Source organism: Mangrovivirga halotolerans, from assembly GCF_026241165.1.
Classification (GTDB): domain Bacteria; phylum Bacteroidota; class Bacteroidia; order Cytophagales; family Cyclobacteriaceae; genus Mangrovivirga; species Mangrovivirga halotolerans.
Genome location: NZ_JAPFQN010000008.1, coordinates 15049 through 30774, shown reverse-complemented (window position 1 = coordinate 30774; position 15726 = coordinate 15049). Strand labels below are relative to the sequence as shown.

The window sequence follows — 15726 nt, the reverse complement described above, 5'->3', positions numbered from 1 at the left end:
CATATAAAAAATGAATCATATCTGTTTACTGAGCATCTTTTTCACCTGCAGTAATTTTTAAATCGATATAATTACCTCTTGGTGGGATGGGGCAGCTATAATCGTGGACGTAAGCACAGTACGGATAATATGCTTTATTGAAGTTTATAAGGATGTTTCCTGCATCTTTATAAGGTATTTCGAGATATCTTCCTCCGCCATAAGTTGACATTCCATTCGTTTTATCTGTAAAAAGAAGGTGGTATTCTTCAGGGGCATTTTTTGTAAGGGTTAATAGCATGACCTCAAAATTTTTACCCTTAATATCAAAAGTAGCCAAGGCCGATTGAAAATAGGTTAGGTCTTCGCCTGTTGTACTGGTTAGCTTAACAGGATTTTGTGGTCTAATAGGGCTTAATTTTGCTTTAATTTCAAATTCAGGATCATAGTTGAAATAATTAACCCCCTCAAATTCCACATCAGCTTCGTTAAAAGGGGAGGATGAAGAATTTCTCAGGAACTCCTCTCGATCATTTTTCCATTTTTCCCATGATTCTTTTTGATTTCCTGAGAGACTATAAATTGTTACGCCAACAACTATCACAAAAGCAATGGCTATGATTATCTTAAGTTTCATTTGTTAAAGTTTATAATACACCTTCATCTGCCATGCTAAAATAGCCATTATTGGTAATTATCAAGTGATCAAGTACAGGAACTTCGAGTAGATGCCCGGCTTCTTTAATTTTTCGAGTAAGTTGAAGATCTGCCTGACTGGGTTTAAGATTTCCCGAAGGATGGTTGTGAGATAAAATGACTCCTGATGCAGTATGGTCAACTGCCATTTTGAAGACAATTTTAGGATCTACAACAGTGCCAGATACTCCTCCGCTACTGGTTTTGATGGTCTTTATAACTCCATTTTGTCTGTTTAAAAGAATCACCCAAAACTCTTCATGGGGCAAATCTTTCATCATCGGACCCAGAATGTGATAAGCATCGGTGGAGCAGGTAATCCGGGTAACATTTTTACCTTCCGGTTTTCTTCTTCTGCCAAGTTCAAGGGCGCTCACTATACTAATTGCTTTTGCTTCACCGATACCCTTAAATCTCATCAATTCAGATACGGTCATCCGTGCAACTTTATTTAAATCATTGTCACTATGATGAAGAATCTGTTTACAGAGATCTACCGCGGACATTGAACGGGTTCCAGATCCAATTAGTATCGCTAGTAATTCAGCATCACTGAGAGCTGATTTTCCTTTAGTTAATAATTTTTCGCGGGGGCGGTCTTCTTCGGCCCAGTTTCTAATGTTCAGATGTGTGTTCATCCTGACAAAGAAAATACTGTCTCAGATAAATGCCAAGGTAAACGTTTAATTAGCCGAATTAATATTGAGGAAGGACCTAAATGATCATCATAATTAAATTAAAGGCAGGTATTTATTCTACCTGCCTTTAAAATAGTTTATTTTCTTTTTGCCGTAAATTGCTGGCCTTGGGCACTAATATTTGCTGCAGTAAATTCTTCACCTTCTTTGATGAACTCAATCGACAAGATTCCATCAAGACTTTTAAATTTACTTTCACCCACAGGGATTAACCAGCTATCAACACCACCACGAGGCACTCTGATCTTCAGCTTACCATCCTTTTCTTCAATATGCATAGCAAGAGGAACCTGATCGATCATATATTCTCCGGCAACTTTCATATTTGCAGCTGAGGATTTATAAATATCCTCAATCGAAGGAAGGATGTTGTTGCTTTGAGATTCATCAGGAACTCCCAGGCTTATTAATGCATAATTGATGTCTTTTGCATTATCCACAGTGATCGTATGTTTATTATCATTTTTCCATACGTCAGCTTTCTTAGTATAGGTTTTTGATGATCCATCATTATAAAAGACATCAAGTTTTAAAGGAACCGGTCGAATCCCTTTATTTTCTACTGTTATTTTATTTCCCTTAAGATCAGTAATTGCTAAGTCAGCATTTCCGTAATTAAAAAACCACGGTTTGAAAAGCCATGTCAGATCTTCACCGGATACATCTTCCATGGTGAATATAAAATCATATGGAGTTGGTGATTTCTTGGCCCAGCGGTTAATATATTCGCTATATGCTTTTTGAAACATTTCATCGCCCAAATAATCATGCAACATACCATAAAAGAATCCTGGAAGGCTATAGGAGGCATAACCGTAATTAGTTTGATCCATAAATTGAGTAGAGGTAATTAATGGCAGGTCTTCTATTGTACCCATGGTCCCACCACCTGTGGCCAAGCCAACATAATTAGGGTCATCTCCTTCGACGAAGTATTTATTTATCACTAACTGGGTGATGTACTGAGCCCAGCCCTCATCCATTGCTGCGAATCTTCGTTCATTTATTCGAACGTACATTGGGAAATAAGTGTGGAACATTTCGTGAACGGTAACTCCTAACCCTGGGCCGGCATTGTTGGCCATCATTGGAAATTCCATTCCACCACCTCTTAGTCCTATAAAAGTAGTAAAAGCAGGGTATGGGTAAGGGACGCCCGGCATATCTTCAGAAAAATGTTTCATAGTTTTTTTCTGATAATCTGTTACCTGTGAATATGCTTCACTTTGGCCTTTAGGAAATACTGTGCTTATTAAAACATTCCTGTCTTCAACCTTTTGATTTACGGCATCCCACTGATAATGATCACTTACACTAAAAGCAAAGTCACTAACTTCATCAGCAACATAGTGCCAGGTGCCTGATTTATTTTTGTAGTCAGAAAGATCATCTTCAGTAATAATATGAATTACTTCTTCTGAACTTTTTGCTTGCTTGTATTTATTTAGAATTTCTTCCTGAAATATCTCATCAGGATTTTGAAGAATTCCGGTAGCCCAAATATTGAAATTTTCAGGCATGGTAAGGGTGACATCGTAGTTTGCCAGATTATTATAGAATTCGGATAGAATTGTGTAATCCATGGTATCCCAGCCAAATATATCATCATAAACGGAAATCTGCGGATACCAATAAGCGACGTGATAACTCGTACTATCATAGACACCTGTCCTCCTTAAAGTATTAGGGATTGTATAATGCCACATGACTTCAAGATCTACGGAAGATTCAGGGTCCAAAGGTTCACTTAGCCTGACAAACATATTTGTACCTCTTCTCGTAACCTGTTCTCCATTTAAATCAATTTCCTTTCCCTCAACTGATAAAGAGGAAATTTCCGTACCATTCCCTATATCTTCAGAGTTTACAGATGATCTCCTGCTTGCTCCCTCTTTAAATACGTCATGATACAGTCTTACAACTATAGTATTTAATTCATCTGGTGAATTGTTGTGGTATTTAATTTTTGCTGCTCCGGTTAAGAGCCTGTTGGCTGGATCAATATTTGCTTTAATGTTGTAATCAACTGTGTTATGCCAATAATTTTTCCCTGGAGCACCATCTTTGCTCCTGGTTCCGGCTTCGTATGCTTCTCTTATTTCTCTGGGGATATAATAATTTTCATCCTGTGCGTAGATGCTACAGGTTAATAAAATAAATAAGTAACTGAATATTATTTTTTTCATGGTTGATATTATTAATACACCACGAATATAAAATAATAGGGCTGGAAAACGAATTGAAAGGATGTGTTGATAACAAATAATTCAATGAACGGTAGATAAGCAGGAAGAGTGAATTTTATTTATAGATAGATCGGGGGTGACTATCTAAAAAAAGGCAGAATGTCATGGAGATAGATAACAAAAAAAGCCTTACCCGATTAACAGGTAAAGCTTTGATATTTTAAGCTAAAACAGCTAGGGAATTACGCCAGGCTGTTAACGTGTTTTCTCAACTTTGATTTCTGGTTAGCTGCTTTGTTATCATGAATGATGTTTTTCTTAGCTAACTTGTCAATCATTGAAGAAACCTTGTTGAATAACTCTAGAGCTTCATTTTTATCAGTAGTATTTCTCAAACGCTTGACAAACGTACGAGTAGTTTTATGCTGATAACGGTTTCTCAATCTTCTAGCAGCGCTTGAACGAATTCTCTTTAATGCCGACTTATGATTTGCCATTTATCTATACTTTTTCTTGTTTCAAATTTAGGAGTGCAAATGTACGAAAATATTTACAAACACAAAACATACGCCCTATTTTATCTGTAAAATTAATCGCCTTTTGCTCAACAGGTTACAAAGGTAATAAATTATAATGCCAATAATGAATTTTTCATCAATAGATTATTTGTGGGTATTCAAGAGTAATTGGCTTATTTTAGACCAATGAAGAATTTTAATTTTTTACGTGCATTAATTATTCTATTATTATTTATTCAGATCCCTGCTATTTCATTTTCGTGGGGTTTTTTTGCACATCGGGAAATTAACCGGAGGGCCATCCTGACACTTCCGGGGGAGATGAGTAGGTTTTATAAAAATTTTTCTCAGTATATCTCTGAACATTCAGTAGATCCAGATAAAAGAAGGCATTCCGTTCCTGATGAAGCTCCAAGGCACTACCTTGATGCTGATGTATATGGTGATTCAGCTGTATATAGGTTGCCCAGGTACTGGAAGGAAGCAGTTGATTCTCTTTCTGAAGATACTTTGAAGGCTTATGGTGTACTTCCGTGGCACGTGCAACGAGTTTGCTACCAATTGACTAATGCATTTAAAGAAAAGGATGTAGAAAGGATAATTCAGCTTTCTGCAGAAATGGGACACTACATAGGTGATGCTCATGTACCATTGCATACAACAATAAATTACAATGGACAATTGACAGGACAGGAGGGTATTCATTCATTCTGGGAAACCAGGCTGCCGGAATTATTTTTCAAGAATTATACTCTGGTACCACGAAAGGCAAAGTATATAGAAAATACTCAATTGGAGATCTGGAATGTTATAGCTCATAGCCACAGTCTTGTTGATTCAGTTTTGTTAGCTGAAATTCAGGCAAGAAAGAATGTTCCTCAAACTGAACAGTATAGTGTAACTATAAGAAAAAATGTTGAAGTAAAGCGTCCTTCATATGAATTATCAGCAGAATATAATCGGTTATTAAACGACATGGTTGAAAAGCAAATGCTAAGATCCATCAATAAAATTGGTGATTTTTGGTTTACCTGCTGGGTCGATGCCGGACAACCCAATCTTGATAAGATGCTCAAAAAGAATAATAAAACTAAAGAAAGGAAAAAGAAGAGTAATGATTAAACCAGTAGATTATTACAGAAGAAGGCGTGCTAAATTAATTTCAGAATTGGAAAGTTCTACACTGGCAGTTTTTCATAGCAATGATCTTATGCCAACTAATGCTGATGGGAATTATCCATTTATCCAGGATTCTAATTTGTATTACCTAACAGGGATTTTGCAAGACAGAACTACCCTGATTATTGATAAAAGAGGAGAAAATGTTAAGGAAATTCTTTATATACGATATTCTGACGAGCACACGATAATTTGGGAAGGCAGAAAACTGTCTCAGTCTGAGGCCAGTGAAATATCAGGAGTGGAGGATGTCAGATGGGAGAAAGATCTTAATGAAGATTTGGAAATGCTGTTATCTAATGCAGATTCAGTATCAGCACTGGAAGATTATCCAAGGCGGACTGCTCCTGATGTCTACAGTAAGAATAAGAGATTCGTCGAGTATCTTCAAAAAGAATATCCGGGAAAAGATGTCCATATTTTAAATGACCTGCTAAGGATATTGCGTTCTTCAAAAGATAATCTTGAATTAAGCTACCTTGAGGAGGCTTGTAATATTACCGGAAAAGGGTTTGGCAAAGTCCTTGAAACAATTCGTCCTGGCATAACAGAGAATGAATTACAAGGTGTTTATTATGCAGAATTTTTAAAGCATAATGCTGAGGGTTTTGCTTATGAACCAATTATAGCTTCAGGTAAGGATGCTTGTGTATTACATTATGTAAGAAATAATAAAATTATCAAAGAGGGGGCTCTTATTTTAATGGATGTAGGCGCAAAGTACAGGCATTATAGTGCTGATTTGACAAGGACAGTACCGGCAAGCGGGCGATTCACTCCCAGACAAAAGCAAATATATAATATGGTACTTCAAGCCCAACGTTATGCATTTTCCATTATAAGAGCAGGCAAGACACTCAAAGAGATAAATGCAAAGGTTGGTCAGTATATTCAGGATCTTCTTCTTGAGCACGGCCTTTTGACTATTGAGGATATTAATAGTTCGACTAAAGATGCCCCAGCCTATCGTAAATACTTTATGCATGGCACCTGTCATCATTTAGGAATAGATACCCATGATATTCCATCAGGGACAGAACCTTTGAAAGAAAATGCTGTAATAACCGTTGAGCCTGGATTATATTTGATCGAAGAAGAAATAGGTATACGATTGGAAAATGACGTGATCGTTAAAAAAGATGGTATTATTGATCTTATGGCTGATATACCAATTGAAGCTGATCATATAGAAGAATTGATGTCAAAATGAAAAAACTTTTTACAATACAAGCTCTGATCTTATTTGGATTACTTTTTATAGGCTGTGGAGACAGTTATAGTATTGATGATGAAACGTGTACATACACGATTTGTGATCCTAAAAGAACATTTACCGAATCTGTATCTAATAGATTATTACGGGCTTTACTTAATGAAAATAATAATTATGAATTTTATCTCTATAATTCAGCGAGGACAGAAATAATTGACACGTTGAATATTTGCAATTCCTTAGCTGAAGGAGTACAGTTCAATGGTGAATTATTTCTTGTTACTGCCAATATTAAAACCGAATGTCCTGATGATCCATCATCGAAGTCAACTGCTTATCTTGCAAGTATAGTTGCAGAACCCTTTTGTGTAGTAGACAGGGTTACTACTGATGAGTCGGTGGAGCTAGTCAATACTGAATGGCAATTAGTAGGGGAGACTGGTTCAGGAGATGAAATCAATTATCCACCGTGTGATTATATTGGAGCAGTTCTTCAATTGCCTTCAACCACCTTCGGGCAGCTTTCAGGTGGTTTGAATGAGTTTAGTGGTAATGTCAATGAAAGCGGGAGTACAATTATCTTTAATTTTAATAAGCAAACCTCCATTGAAGGATTTGTGAATTCCGAGCAATATGAGGCTTCATTGGTGGAGGAATATTTCACCAATGATGAATTATCATACATTAAGAGCAGCAACGAATTAAAGTTGTGGAAAAAAACAGGGTCAGCCACTGATACACTATTATTTCAGGCTATTCCGGAAGAAGAATAAAAAAAAGCGCTTCGTTTGAAGCGCTTTTAATTTATATTTCAGTAGGATAAAGATTATCCGATAGAAATTCTTTTGAATGCAGCAACAGTCAGACCGTCTTTTACGCTGTTAAGGTACTGCGAAATAGACTGGCTGTTATCTTTTACGAAAGCTTGCTCAAGTAGAGTGTTTTCTTTGAAGAACTTATTCAATTTACCCATAGCAATTTTTTCAACAATTTGCTCAGGTTTACCTTCAGCTCTAGCTTGCTCTTTTCCGATTTCAATTTCTTTCTCAACAATAGCAGAGTCAACTCCGTCTTTGTCAAGAGCAACCGGATTCATAGCAGCGATTTGCATAGCAACATCTCTACCAGCTTCAGTTTGGTCTTCACCACCAGTGTTTTTCAGAGAAACTAAAACTCCTAATTTATTTCCAGCGTGAACGTAAGGAACTACTTGCTCGCCTTCCATTTTTTCGTAAGCAAGGATATCGATTTTTTCACCGATCTTACCTACCAATTCAGTGATCTTTTCTTCAACAGTTTGATCACCAAGCTTAATTTGCTTAAGCTCTTCGATGTTTGAAGGATTGTTTTCAAAGGTAGCGTCAGTGATTTGCTGACCAAGATTAACGAATTCATCGTTCTTAGCTACGAAATCAGTTTCACAACCAATGGCAACAATTATACCTACAGTTTTATCGTCGTTAGTTTTGGCAAAAACATAACCTTCATTGGTCTCACGGTCACTTCTTTTAGCAGAAACCTTTTGACCTTTTTTTCTTAAGATTTCGACAGCTTTATCGAAGTCGCCGTCAGCTTCAACCAATGCCTTTTTACAGTCCATCATACCGGCACCGGTCATTTGTCTTAATTTGTTAACTTCTTTTGCAGTAACAGCCATGATTATCTTGTTTTATAAGAGATCTAGATCGTATTAAAAAAAATTGAACATCGAAAGAAGACCTCCAATGTTCAATTTTATGATATTATACTAAAGTGCCATTATTCTTTATCTGAAGCACCTTCTTTAACTTTTTCGCCTTTATCTGCGGCGCGCTTTTTATTCTCCTCTTCCTTCATCTTAGAGTCTTCCTTATCTTTCTTACGCTCCATTAATCCTTCTTCGATTACAGAAGCGATATGTCCCATAAGTAACTCTACAGATTTGTAAGCATCGTCGTTTGCAGGTATCGCGTAGTCAACAAGAGTGGGATCCGAGTTGGTATCTACAAGTGCGAATACTGGAATGTTGAGCTTTTGCGCTTCTTTGATCGCAATGTGCTCACGCTTTATATCTACTACAAATAATGCTGCAGGCAGACGGGTAAGGTCTGAAATACCACCTAATACTCGCTCTAATTTTTCTCTTTCACGAGTAATCATCAGTCGCTCTCTTTTTGCAAGGTTCAGATAAGCTTCTTCTTTCATCATCTTATCGATACCAGACATTTTTTTAAGCGATTTTCTGATGGTTGCGAAGTTAGTAAGCATACCTCCCAACCAACGCTCAGTTACATAAGGCATCTTAAGATTACGTGCATTTTCTGCAACGATACCTTTTGCTTGCTTTTTAGTAGCAACGAACATAATTTTTCTTCCTGAGCGTGCAATGTTGCGCAGCGCGTGGGATGCTTCGTCAAGACTTGCTAAAGTCTTGTTGAGGTCTATAACGTGGATCCCGTTTTTCTCCATGAAAATGTATGGAGCCATTTTTGGATTCCACTTACTCTTTAAATGCCCGAAATGGACACCAGCATCCAATAAGTCTTTGTACTCTAGTTTTGCCATTGAGTAGTTTGATTAACAATAATTTTGATTTCTTAGTCCTGTTATCAGGATTAACGTTTCGAGAACTGGAATCTTCTTCTCGCTTTGCGACGGCCGTACTTCTTTCTTTCGACCATACGTGGATCCCTAGTAAGGAAACCTTCCTTCTTTAACGCAGGTCTGTGTTCCGGATTGATCTCGTTTAGTGCACGAGCAATTGCAAGGCGTAAAGCCTCAGCTTGTCCGGCGATTCCTCCTCCGTCTAATATAGCTTTAACATCGTAATTGTCGTTTTCGTCCACTAGGGCGAAAGGCTGTTTTACGATTGTCTGAAGAATATCAGATGGGAAGTACTCGTCTAGAGCTCTGTCGTTAACGGTGATTTCACCTTTACCGGGCGTCACGTAAATTCTCGCAACAGAAGTTTTACGTCTTCCTATGGTATTGATTACTTCCATTAATTATTAATTAAAGTTTAATTTCTTTCGGTTTTTGTGCTTCGTGAGGATGCTCAGTTCCTGCATAAACATGAAGATTGTTAAATAACTGACGTCCAAGTCTGTTTTTTGGCAACATACCTTTTACGGCCATTTCCAAAACTCTCTCAGGTCTTTTATTTAACAATTCCTGTGGAGTAGCAAAACGCTGTCCCCCCGGATGCCCTGTGTGACGAACGTATTGTTTTGCAGTCATTTTCTTACCTGTAAGGCTGATCTTGTCTGCATTAATAATAATAACGTTGTCTCCGCAGTCAACATGTGGAGTGAAGTTAGGTTTGTGCTTTCCTCTGATCAGTTTTGCAACCTCGCTGGCAAAACGTCCCAATGTCTGTTGTTCAGCGTCAACAATAACCCACTCTTTGTTAACTGTTTCTTTGTTTGCTGAAATGGTTTTATAACTCAATGTATCCACTTTTATAAAGCTTTAATTTTTCCAATACATATACGGTCCCCTCTCAAAAAGGGACACAAAGATAGACGTATTAATTTTGAATTCCAACAATAGTAGACAAATATCAATGAAATTGTTTGATAATCACCTGTTTTTGTCTAATTGTTTGATAGCAACTGCGAAATCTTTGGGGTATGGAGCCTTTATATCGATCATTTTACCTTTCGGATCTTCAAAAGAAATTTCATTTGCATGAAGTGCCAGTCTTTGAATTAGCGGTTTTTCCATATCATCCCGTCCGATATTGTAATTTCTTTTGATCTTGCTTAAGTATAGAGGCTCTCCTCCATACGTTTCATCACCTGTAATTGGTGCTTTTAGAAAACTAAGATGAACTCTGATCTGGTGCATTCTTCCTGTAACCGGTTGGCAGGCAACAAGGCTATGCATCTTATATGCCTCCAGAGTATCAAAATAAGTCAAAGCTTCTTTTCCATCTTGAAAATCAACTACCACTATTCCTTTTTTTAAAGTTTTGATAGGTCCGGTGGCTTTAGTCTCGCTAAATTCATGCAACCCGTCTACTATTGCATGATAAACTTTTTTGACTTTTCTTTTTTCAAAGGCAATAGATACATGCCGGTAGGTTTCAGGATTTTTTGCAATTATCAAACAGCCTGAAGTTTCTTTATCCAGGCGATGGCAGATTTGTGAATCTGGATTATATTCTTTTGCAAACTTGAGAATACTCAGGTTTGAAGTTCGATCATCTAAAGTTGAGATATTTGGTGGCTTATTAATGATATATAAATTATCATCCTCATAAAGTACTGATTCACTAATATTAAACTTTTTCATTAGAAGCTTTTTTACCTTTGTTTCTTTGTAGTTGTTCGCTATGCTTTGCCAAAGGTAACGTAAAGTAGAACAAAGTGCCCTTACCCGGTTTACTTTCAAGGTGAACTTTGCGATTATGGCCATCTACGACATGCTTAACAATCGCCAGTCCAAGGCCGGTCCCTCCTTTTTTCTTCGTACGGCTTTTTTCAACCCTATAAAAGCGTTCAAAAACTCTATGAGCATGTTCACTTGAAATGCCTACACCATTATCCTGTACACCAATAAATGCTTCTTGGTCTTTCTGCTTTAATATTATTTTTGCCCACCCACCTTCTTCAGTATATTTTATCGCGTTAGAGGTCAGGTTTAGCATTACCTGGTAAAGTCTGCGCTGATCACCATATACCATTAATCCCGGATTAGTGTCCTTTGAGAACTCTACTGATATGTTTTTTTTCTGAGCTTTATCTTCTAATTCATCAATGATCTCCTGACACATGCTATAGATGTCAAAATTTTCATAATGCATTTTAATTTCTCCTGCCTCCATTTGAGATAAGGTAAGCAGATCGTGAACAAGGTTGTCCAGTGCATCCAAACTTTTCGCTGCTTTCTTAAGAAACTTAGTTCTTACACTCTTGTCTTTAATTGCTCCATCTAACAAGGTGTGTACAAAACCCTGAGCGGCAAAAATAGGTGTTTTTAATTCGTGTGAAACATCAGCAAGAAAGTCGCGACGGAATTGCTCAAGTTTTTTAAGTTCGGCAATTTCCCTTTCTTTAGTTGATGCAAATGAATATAGTTCATCGTATAATCTTCCAAAAGGGCTTGATTTATTTGCCAGGTCATCTTTTAGTAAACTATAGTCTTCACCTCTCATTTGCTCCAGGATGTGATACACTTTTTCAAGTTCTTTAATGAATAAAAACTCGAGAACGATATAGCTTAGAAGGTATGAACTGGCAAAAGTAACCAGGACGATCACAACAAGAGTTGTTGTATCAAAGTTACCCCAGAGAGATATAAAAGCGACGCTGATCAGCGCCACACATATTCCTATGAGAACAGAAATAATCTTGGAATTAAGCAGTAATGATTGTTTACTCTTGTTCAAATTTGTAGCCAACGCCTTTTATTGTTTTTATATAATCCTGACCAACTTTTTCTCTTACTTTTCTAACGTGAACATCAACAGTTCTGGCTAGTACAAATACATCACTTCCCCAGATGTTTTTTAATAATTCATCGCGGTTGTAAACTTTCAAAGGATTGTTGGCAAGGAAATAAAGTAATTCGAATTCTTTTTTTGGCAAACTAATTTCTTTGCCATTCTTAATAACTTTATATGAAGTTTTGTCGATTGTGAGGCCCGGGAATGTCAAAATATCGGAATTTTCTTCTTTGCTTTCTTCCCTTCTGAAAATAGCACTTAATCGGCTTATCAGTGCTCGTGGCTTAATAGGTTTGGTAATATAATCATCAGCTCCTACTTCAAAAGCAGCAACTTCTGAATATTCTTCTGACCTCGCTGTAAGAAAAATAATATGAGCAGTCTTGAGATCCGGGATTTCTCTAAGTCGGCGACATGTTTCCACACCATCCATATCCGGCATCATTATATCTAGTAGTATAACATCAGGCTTGAAACTCTCTGCTATATCAAGAGCCTGGGATCCATTTTTTGCTGCTTTTGTGTGAAATCCTTCTTTTTCCAGGTTGTAGGTGAGTAATTCAATGATATCTTTTTCGTCATCTACAATAAGGATTTTCTTATTCTTAATTTTATTGTCTCTCATTTTAAATTCTTATGTAGCCGAAAATACCAGTTTTCATTAATTTATTCAAATCTCACCTAATTCATTCTTCAGGCCATCAACACTTGTAATATCAACTTCAACCGCACCAATAAACATTTTTGCTTTGATCTTTAGAGGGATACGATTTTTATCTGCACTTATCCAGGCTTCAATACTATCCTCACCGTCAAATATTTCGTTATCAGGCATCACTGGAGCAATGACATAGGCATCCATCTTACCCAGTTTGGTTCTGACTTTTTCTTTTCGAAGATACCGGATCTTAAATTCATATACCTCATCATCGAAGAACCCAGAAAGATCTACCTGGTCACCAGGCTCATATTGGTCAAAATCCAATGTCCTGAAGAAATAATAACCACTCACCAGGTCAAGCACATTTTTTGGAATATCAAATCTTTCCTTTTTTTCTACTTTTTTTGAGTCTTTGCTTAATCTTGTAACCAGGGCAGTTCCGGTTTTATGATTAAAATCAACAATTTCATTTTTCCGATACCTGTTTTCCTTAATAAATCTGTAAAATCTGTGCGGGATCAATGCTGCAGTATCCATATAGCTACCCCATCGGTCATCTACCTGGTAAAATACTTCAACAGCTCCGGAAGTTCTGCCCTGAATATCTATCCTGTAGCAAGGCCGGTTATTTAGTTTATATATCTTATCACTAATGGTCATAGTTGCTTTTGCAGCATTGAATATACCATAATGAATTCTGTAATTAAGCACTTCGCCAGGTCCAAAATTGTCCTGCTCCAGAGTTCTGTATGTGGAATCCTGAATAGTAAAGGCGCTAAAAGCCAATATTGCAAAAACAGAAAAAAGTCTTTTAAATAATTTCATTCTGATTTTATTTATTATTCTTTATATAATGATCGATCATCATGTTAAGATCACCATCAAACTTTTCATATAACTGTATTTCAAGAGTTTTTTCATAGCCTTTATACCTGATAAATGACATTAAATATGCGTTATTGAGTTGCTTTTCCTTAAAGATATCGTAATAAGCCTTGTTTTCGAATTGAATAGTGTTCAATTTTTCTTTTATGCTATTAATATATTTTCTTTTAGCTTCTTCCTTAAAGGAGTCAGGCAGGTAATCAATAGACTTATATAACTCATTTAACCTACCTGCTTCTTTTACCATATATTGTATATACGTATTTCTGTCATTTAGTTCTTTTTTATAGTTTTCGACTATTTCACTCCTATTGCCATATTTTGATTTCAAATATTTTAAAGCACCTTTCGTGCCAAAAAATGAAGCCAGGTTTTCATTAAATGTCAGACTATCCTTAATAAATAGAGTTCCATGGAACAATTCATGAATCAAAGTTTCGGAAAGTCCTGCTTCACCATCGGTCAACATTCCAGATAATACAGGGTCATTAAAAAATCCCAAAGTCGACCATCCTGCTGCAGTACGGATATATGCATCATAGCCGTTGGTTTTGATCTTAGCCAATTCATTTTTCGCCATTTCTTCATCAAAAAAGCCTTTATACGAAAAAGTGCCGATTACAGGAAAGCGCCACTCTTTAGCTTCAAATTGATAAGGTTTACAACCACTTACCACGAACATTATCGGATCCTTTCCGTGATCATAAAAGTCTGTATAGTTATCGGATTTTTTTAAACCTAGTTCAGAAAAGGCGAATTCTCGGATATCTTTAACTTTTGATAATAAATTTCTGGTTGAATCAGCAACATTTTTATTGGAAATCAGCTCGGAAATTGGCTTAGCATTTTTAACCACACGAAGTTGTCCTTCACCTTGTTTGAAACCATAGTAAATTAGCTCGTTGTTCCAAACCAGTAGTAAAAAAAACAAAATTAGTAGAATTGATAATATCCTCGACTTTCGTGTTTTAAGCATAATTAATGATAATACTTATAAATATAAATTGCCACTGATTAATAATCTTATATAAACGTTTATTTGTTTGGCAATTAAGTGGAATGATGTAAATTCGATCGTTGAAATAATTTTAAAAACCGAATATAAAATGGCAGATAAGTCTGAAAAAAACGAGAAGCTGAAAGCATTGCAGCTCACTATAGATAAACTTGAAAAAACTTACGGAAAAGGAACTATTATGAAGCTCAGTGATGAGCGTGTTGTCGATGTACCGGCAATTTCGTCAGGTTCTGTAGGGCTTGATATTGCATTAGGTGTAGGTGGCTTTCCTCGTGGTCGGATAGTTGAGATCTATGGACCTGAATCTTCAGGTAAAACTACTTTAGCAATGCATGCTATCGCCGAGGCTCAGAAAGCCGGAGGTATGGCAGCAATCGTTGATGCAGAGCATGCATTTGATAAGACATATGCCGAGAAGTTGGGTATTGATACTGAGAACCTATTGATATCTCAGCCTGACAATGGAGAACAAGCACTTGAAATAGCTGAGCACCTTATTCGTTCGGGAGCACTTGATATAGTCGTTATTGACTCAGTAGCTGCACTAGTACCAAAAGGTGAGCTTGAAGGTGAAATGGGAGATAGCAAAATGGGTCTTCAGGCTCGTTTGATGTCTCAGGCTTTGAGAAAATTAACCGGCGCGATTAATAAGACAAAATGCACCTGTGTGTTTATTAACCAGCTCAGGGAGAAGATTGGTGTTATGTTTGGAAATCCTGAAACTACAACAGGTGGTAATGCCTTGAAATTTTATGCTTCAGTACGTCTTGATATAAGAAGAATCGGGCAGATCAAAGAAAGTGCAGATTCTGTTCAGGGTAACAGAACAAGGGTTAAAGTGGTTAAAAATAAAGTTGCGCCTCCTTTCAAGGTAGTTGAGTTTGATATTTTATATGGTGAGGGAATATCTAAAGTAGGGGAGATAATTGATATTGGTGTAGAAATGGGAATTCTCGACAAGGCAGGTTCGTGGTTTAGTTATGATGGAAACCGTCTTGGGCAGGGTCGTGAGGCTATCAAAAAACTAATTCTTGATAATCCGGAATTAATGGAAGAATTAGAGAAAAAGATTAAAGATAAAATCGCTGGTAAAGACGAAAATCCTAAAGAAGCAGTAAAAGAAAAGTAGTTTAATCGAATACAACTGTCTCATTATAAAGCAGAAGTGAATTTCATTTCTGCTTTATTATTATAAGTGTATAAAATATGAAGATTCTAACAAAGTTGTATTTATTTAAGATCAATGATCCTCGAATGGGTTACATTAT

The 15726-nt window shown here is 36.7% G+C and carries 17 protein-coding genes; 4 read left to right on the top strand and 13 right to left on the bottom strand.

Going from position 1 to position 15726, the window contains the following annotated elements:
* Nucleotides 1–25 precede the first annotated feature (25 nt).
* From OO013_RS14900 to rpsT, 4 genes are all read right to left on the bottom strand, one after another.
* Entirely contained in the window at nt 26–616 is a 591-nt protein-coding gene (locus OO013_RS14900; RefSeq protein ID WP_266057713.1) for a DUF1684 domain-containing protein, read from the bottom strand.
* 10 nt (nt 617–626) lie between these two features.
* Complete coding sequence (gene radC / locus OO013_RS14895; protein WP_266057712.1) at nt 627–1313, bottom strand: RadC family protein; 687 nt, start codon at nt 1311–1313, stop codon at nt 627–629.
* 137 nt (nt 1314–1450) lie between these two features.
* Nucleotides 1451–3559, bottom strand: coding sequence for a M1 family metallopeptidase (locus OO013_RS14890; RefSeq protein ID WP_266057711.1), 2109 nt, complete (start codon nt 3557–3559; stop codon nt 1451–1453).
* A gap of 242 nt (nt 3560–3801) precedes the next feature.
* A complete protein-coding gene (rpsT, locus tag OO013_RS14885) occupies nt 3802–4056 on the bottom strand; it encodes a 30S ribosomal protein S20 (RefSeq protein ID WP_266057710.1) in 255 nt (84 codons plus the stop codon).
* 207 nt (nt 4057–4263) lie between these two features.
* On the opposite strand from rpsT, the gene OO013_RS14880 reads away from it, so the two are divergent.
* Genes OO013_RS14880 through OO013_RS14870 form a run of 3 tightly spaced genes read left to right on the top strand, consistent with a single transcriptional unit; the run spans nt 4264 to nt 7242 of the window.
* A complete protein-coding gene (locus tag OO013_RS14880) occupies nt 4264–5199 on the top strand; it encodes a zinc dependent phospholipase C family protein (RefSeq protein WP_266057709.1) in 936 nt (311 codons plus the stop codon).
* Entirely contained in the window at nt 5192–6466 is a 1275-nt protein-coding gene (locus tag OO013_RS14875; RefSeq protein WP_266057708.1) for an aminopeptidase P family protein, read from the top strand. Before OO013_RS14880 ends, OO013_RS14875 begins: the two co-directional genes overlap by 8 nt.
* The gene (locus OO013_RS14870; protein WP_266057707.1) at nt 6463–7242 is read left to right on the top strand and encodes a hypothetical protein; all 780 of its coding nucleotides are present in this window, start codon (nt 6463–6465) and stop codon (nt 7240–7242) included. The genes OO013_RS14875 and OO013_RS14870 overlap by 4 nt, the downstream gene beginning before the upstream one ends.
* A 53-nt stretch (nt 7243–7295) precedes the next feature.
* Here the strand turns inward: OO013_RS14870 and tsf are convergent, their stop codons facing one another.
* From tsf to OO013_RS14825, 9 genes are all read right to left on the bottom strand, one after another.
* On the bottom strand, nt 7296–8126 hold the full coding sequence (gene tsf, locus OO013_RS14865) for a translation elongation factor Ts (protein ID WP_266057706.1): 831 nt from the start codon (nt 8124–8126) through the stop codon (nt 7296–7298).
* Between the two features lie 101 nt (nt 8127–8227).
* The gene (gene rpsB, locus OO013_RS14860; protein WP_266057705.1) at nt 8228–9013 is read right to left on the bottom strand and encodes a 30S ribosomal protein S2; all 786 of its coding nucleotides are present in this window, start codon (nt 9011–9013) and stop codon (nt 8228–8230) included.
* A gap of 50 nt (nt 9014–9063) precedes the next feature.
* Nucleotides 9064–9450 (bottom strand): 30S ribosomal protein S9, encoded by a 387-nt coding sequence (gene rpsI / locus OO013_RS14855; protein WP_137089521.1) that lies wholly within the window; start codon nt 9448–9450, stop codon nt 9064–9066.
* Between the two features lie 10 nt (nt 9451–9460).
* A complete protein-coding gene (rplM, locus tag OO013_RS14850) occupies nt 9461–9904 on the bottom strand; it encodes a 50S ribosomal protein L13 (RefSeq protein ID WP_266057704.1) in 444 nt (147 codons plus the stop codon).
* A 123-nt stretch (nt 9905–10027) separates the two neighbouring features.
* Complete coding sequence (locus OO013_RS14845; RefSeq protein WP_266057703.1) at nt 10028–10741, bottom strand: RluA family pseudouridine synthase; 714 nt, start codon at nt 10739–10741, stop codon at nt 10028–10030.
* Nucleotides 10728–11837: a sensor histidine kinase gene (locus tag OO013_RS14840; protein WP_266057702.1), complete on the bottom strand. Its 1110-nt coding sequence runs from the start codon at nt 11835–11837 to the stop codon at nt 10728–10730. Before OO013_RS14840 ends, OO013_RS14845 begins: the two co-directional genes overlap by 14 nt.
* Entirely contained in the window at nt 11824–12519 is a 696-nt protein-coding gene (locus OO013_RS14835; RefSeq protein ID WP_266057701.1) for a response regulator transcription factor, read from the bottom strand. Before OO013_RS14835 ends, OO013_RS14840 begins: the two co-directional genes overlap by 14 nt.
* Before the next feature lie 45 nt (nt 12520–12564).
* On the bottom strand, nt 12565–13380 hold the full coding sequence (locus tag OO013_RS14830) for a DUF3108 domain-containing protein (protein ID WP_266057700.1): 816 nt from the start codon (nt 13378–13380) through the stop codon (nt 12565–12567).
* Nucleotides 13381–13387: 7 nt separating this feature from the next.
* On the bottom strand, nt 13388–14371 hold the full coding sequence (locus OO013_RS14825) for an aminopeptidase (RefSeq protein WP_266057699.1): 984 nt from the start codon (nt 14369–14371) through the stop codon (nt 13388–13390).
* Nucleotides 14372–14546: 175 nt separating this feature from the next.
* Between OO013_RS14825 and recA the strand changes: the two genes are divergently transcribed.
* Nucleotides 14547–15587, top strand: coding sequence for a recombinase RecA (gene recA / locus OO013_RS14820; protein WP_266057727.1), 1041 nt, complete (start codon nt 14547–14549; stop codon nt 15585–15587).
* Nucleotides 15588–15726: the final 139 nt, after the last annotated feature.

Excerpts from the sequence above, each read along its gene's own strand:
- OO013_RS14900 (WP_266057713.1), bottom strand. The coding sequence starts at position 616 with ATGAAACTTAAGATAATCATAGCCATTGCTTTTGTGATAGTTGTTGGC.
- radC (WP_266057712.1), bottom strand. The coding sequence starts at position 1,313 with ATGAACACACATCTGAACATTAGAAACTGGGCCGAAGAAGACCGCCCC.
- OO013_RS14890 (WP_266057711.1), bottom strand. The coding sequence starts at position 3,559 with ATGAAAAAAATAATATTCAGTTACTTATTTATTTTATTAACCTGTAGC.
- rpsT (WP_266057710.1), bottom strand. The coding sequence starts at position 4,056 with ATGGCAAATCATAAGTCGGCATTAAAGAGAATTCGTTCAAGCGCTGCT.
- OO013_RS14880 (WP_266057709.1), top strand. The coding sequence starts at position 4,264 with ATGAAGAATTTTAATTTTTTACGTGCATTAATTATTCTATTATTATTT.
- OO013_RS14875 (WP_266057708.1), top strand. The coding sequence starts at position 5,192 with ATGATTAAACCAGTAGATTATTACAGAAGAAGGCGTGCTAAATTAATT.
- OO013_RS14870 (WP_266057707.1), top strand. The coding sequence starts at position 6,463 with ATGAAAAAACTTTTTACAATACAAGCTCTGATCTTATTTGGATTACTT.
- tsf (WP_266057706.1), bottom strand. The coding sequence starts at position 8,126 with ATGGCTGTTACTGCAAAAGAAGTTAACAAATTAAGACAAATGACCGGT.
- rpsB (WP_266057705.1), bottom strand. The coding sequence starts at position 9,013 with ATGGCAAAACTAGAGTACAAAGACTTATTGGATGCTGGTGTCCATTTC.
- rpsI (WP_137089521.1), bottom strand. The coding sequence starts at position 9,450 with ATGGAAGTAATCAATACCATAGGAAGACGTAAAACTTCTGTTGCGAGA.
- OO013_RS14845 (WP_266057703.1), bottom strand. The coding sequence starts at position 10,741 with ATGAAAAAGTTTAATATTAGTGAATCAGTACTTTATGAGGATGATAAT.
- OO013_RS14835 (WP_266057701.1), bottom strand. The coding sequence starts at position 12,519 with ATGAGAGACAATAAAATTAAGAATAAGAAAATCCTTATTGTAGATGAC.
- OO013_RS14830 (WP_266057700.1), bottom strand. The coding sequence starts at position 13,380 with ATGAAATTATTTAAAAGACTTTTTTCTGTTTTTGCAATATTGGCTTTT.
- recA (WP_266057727.1), top strand. The coding sequence starts at position 14,547 with ATGGCAGATAAGTCTGAAAAAAACGAGAAGCTGAAAGCATTGCAGCTC.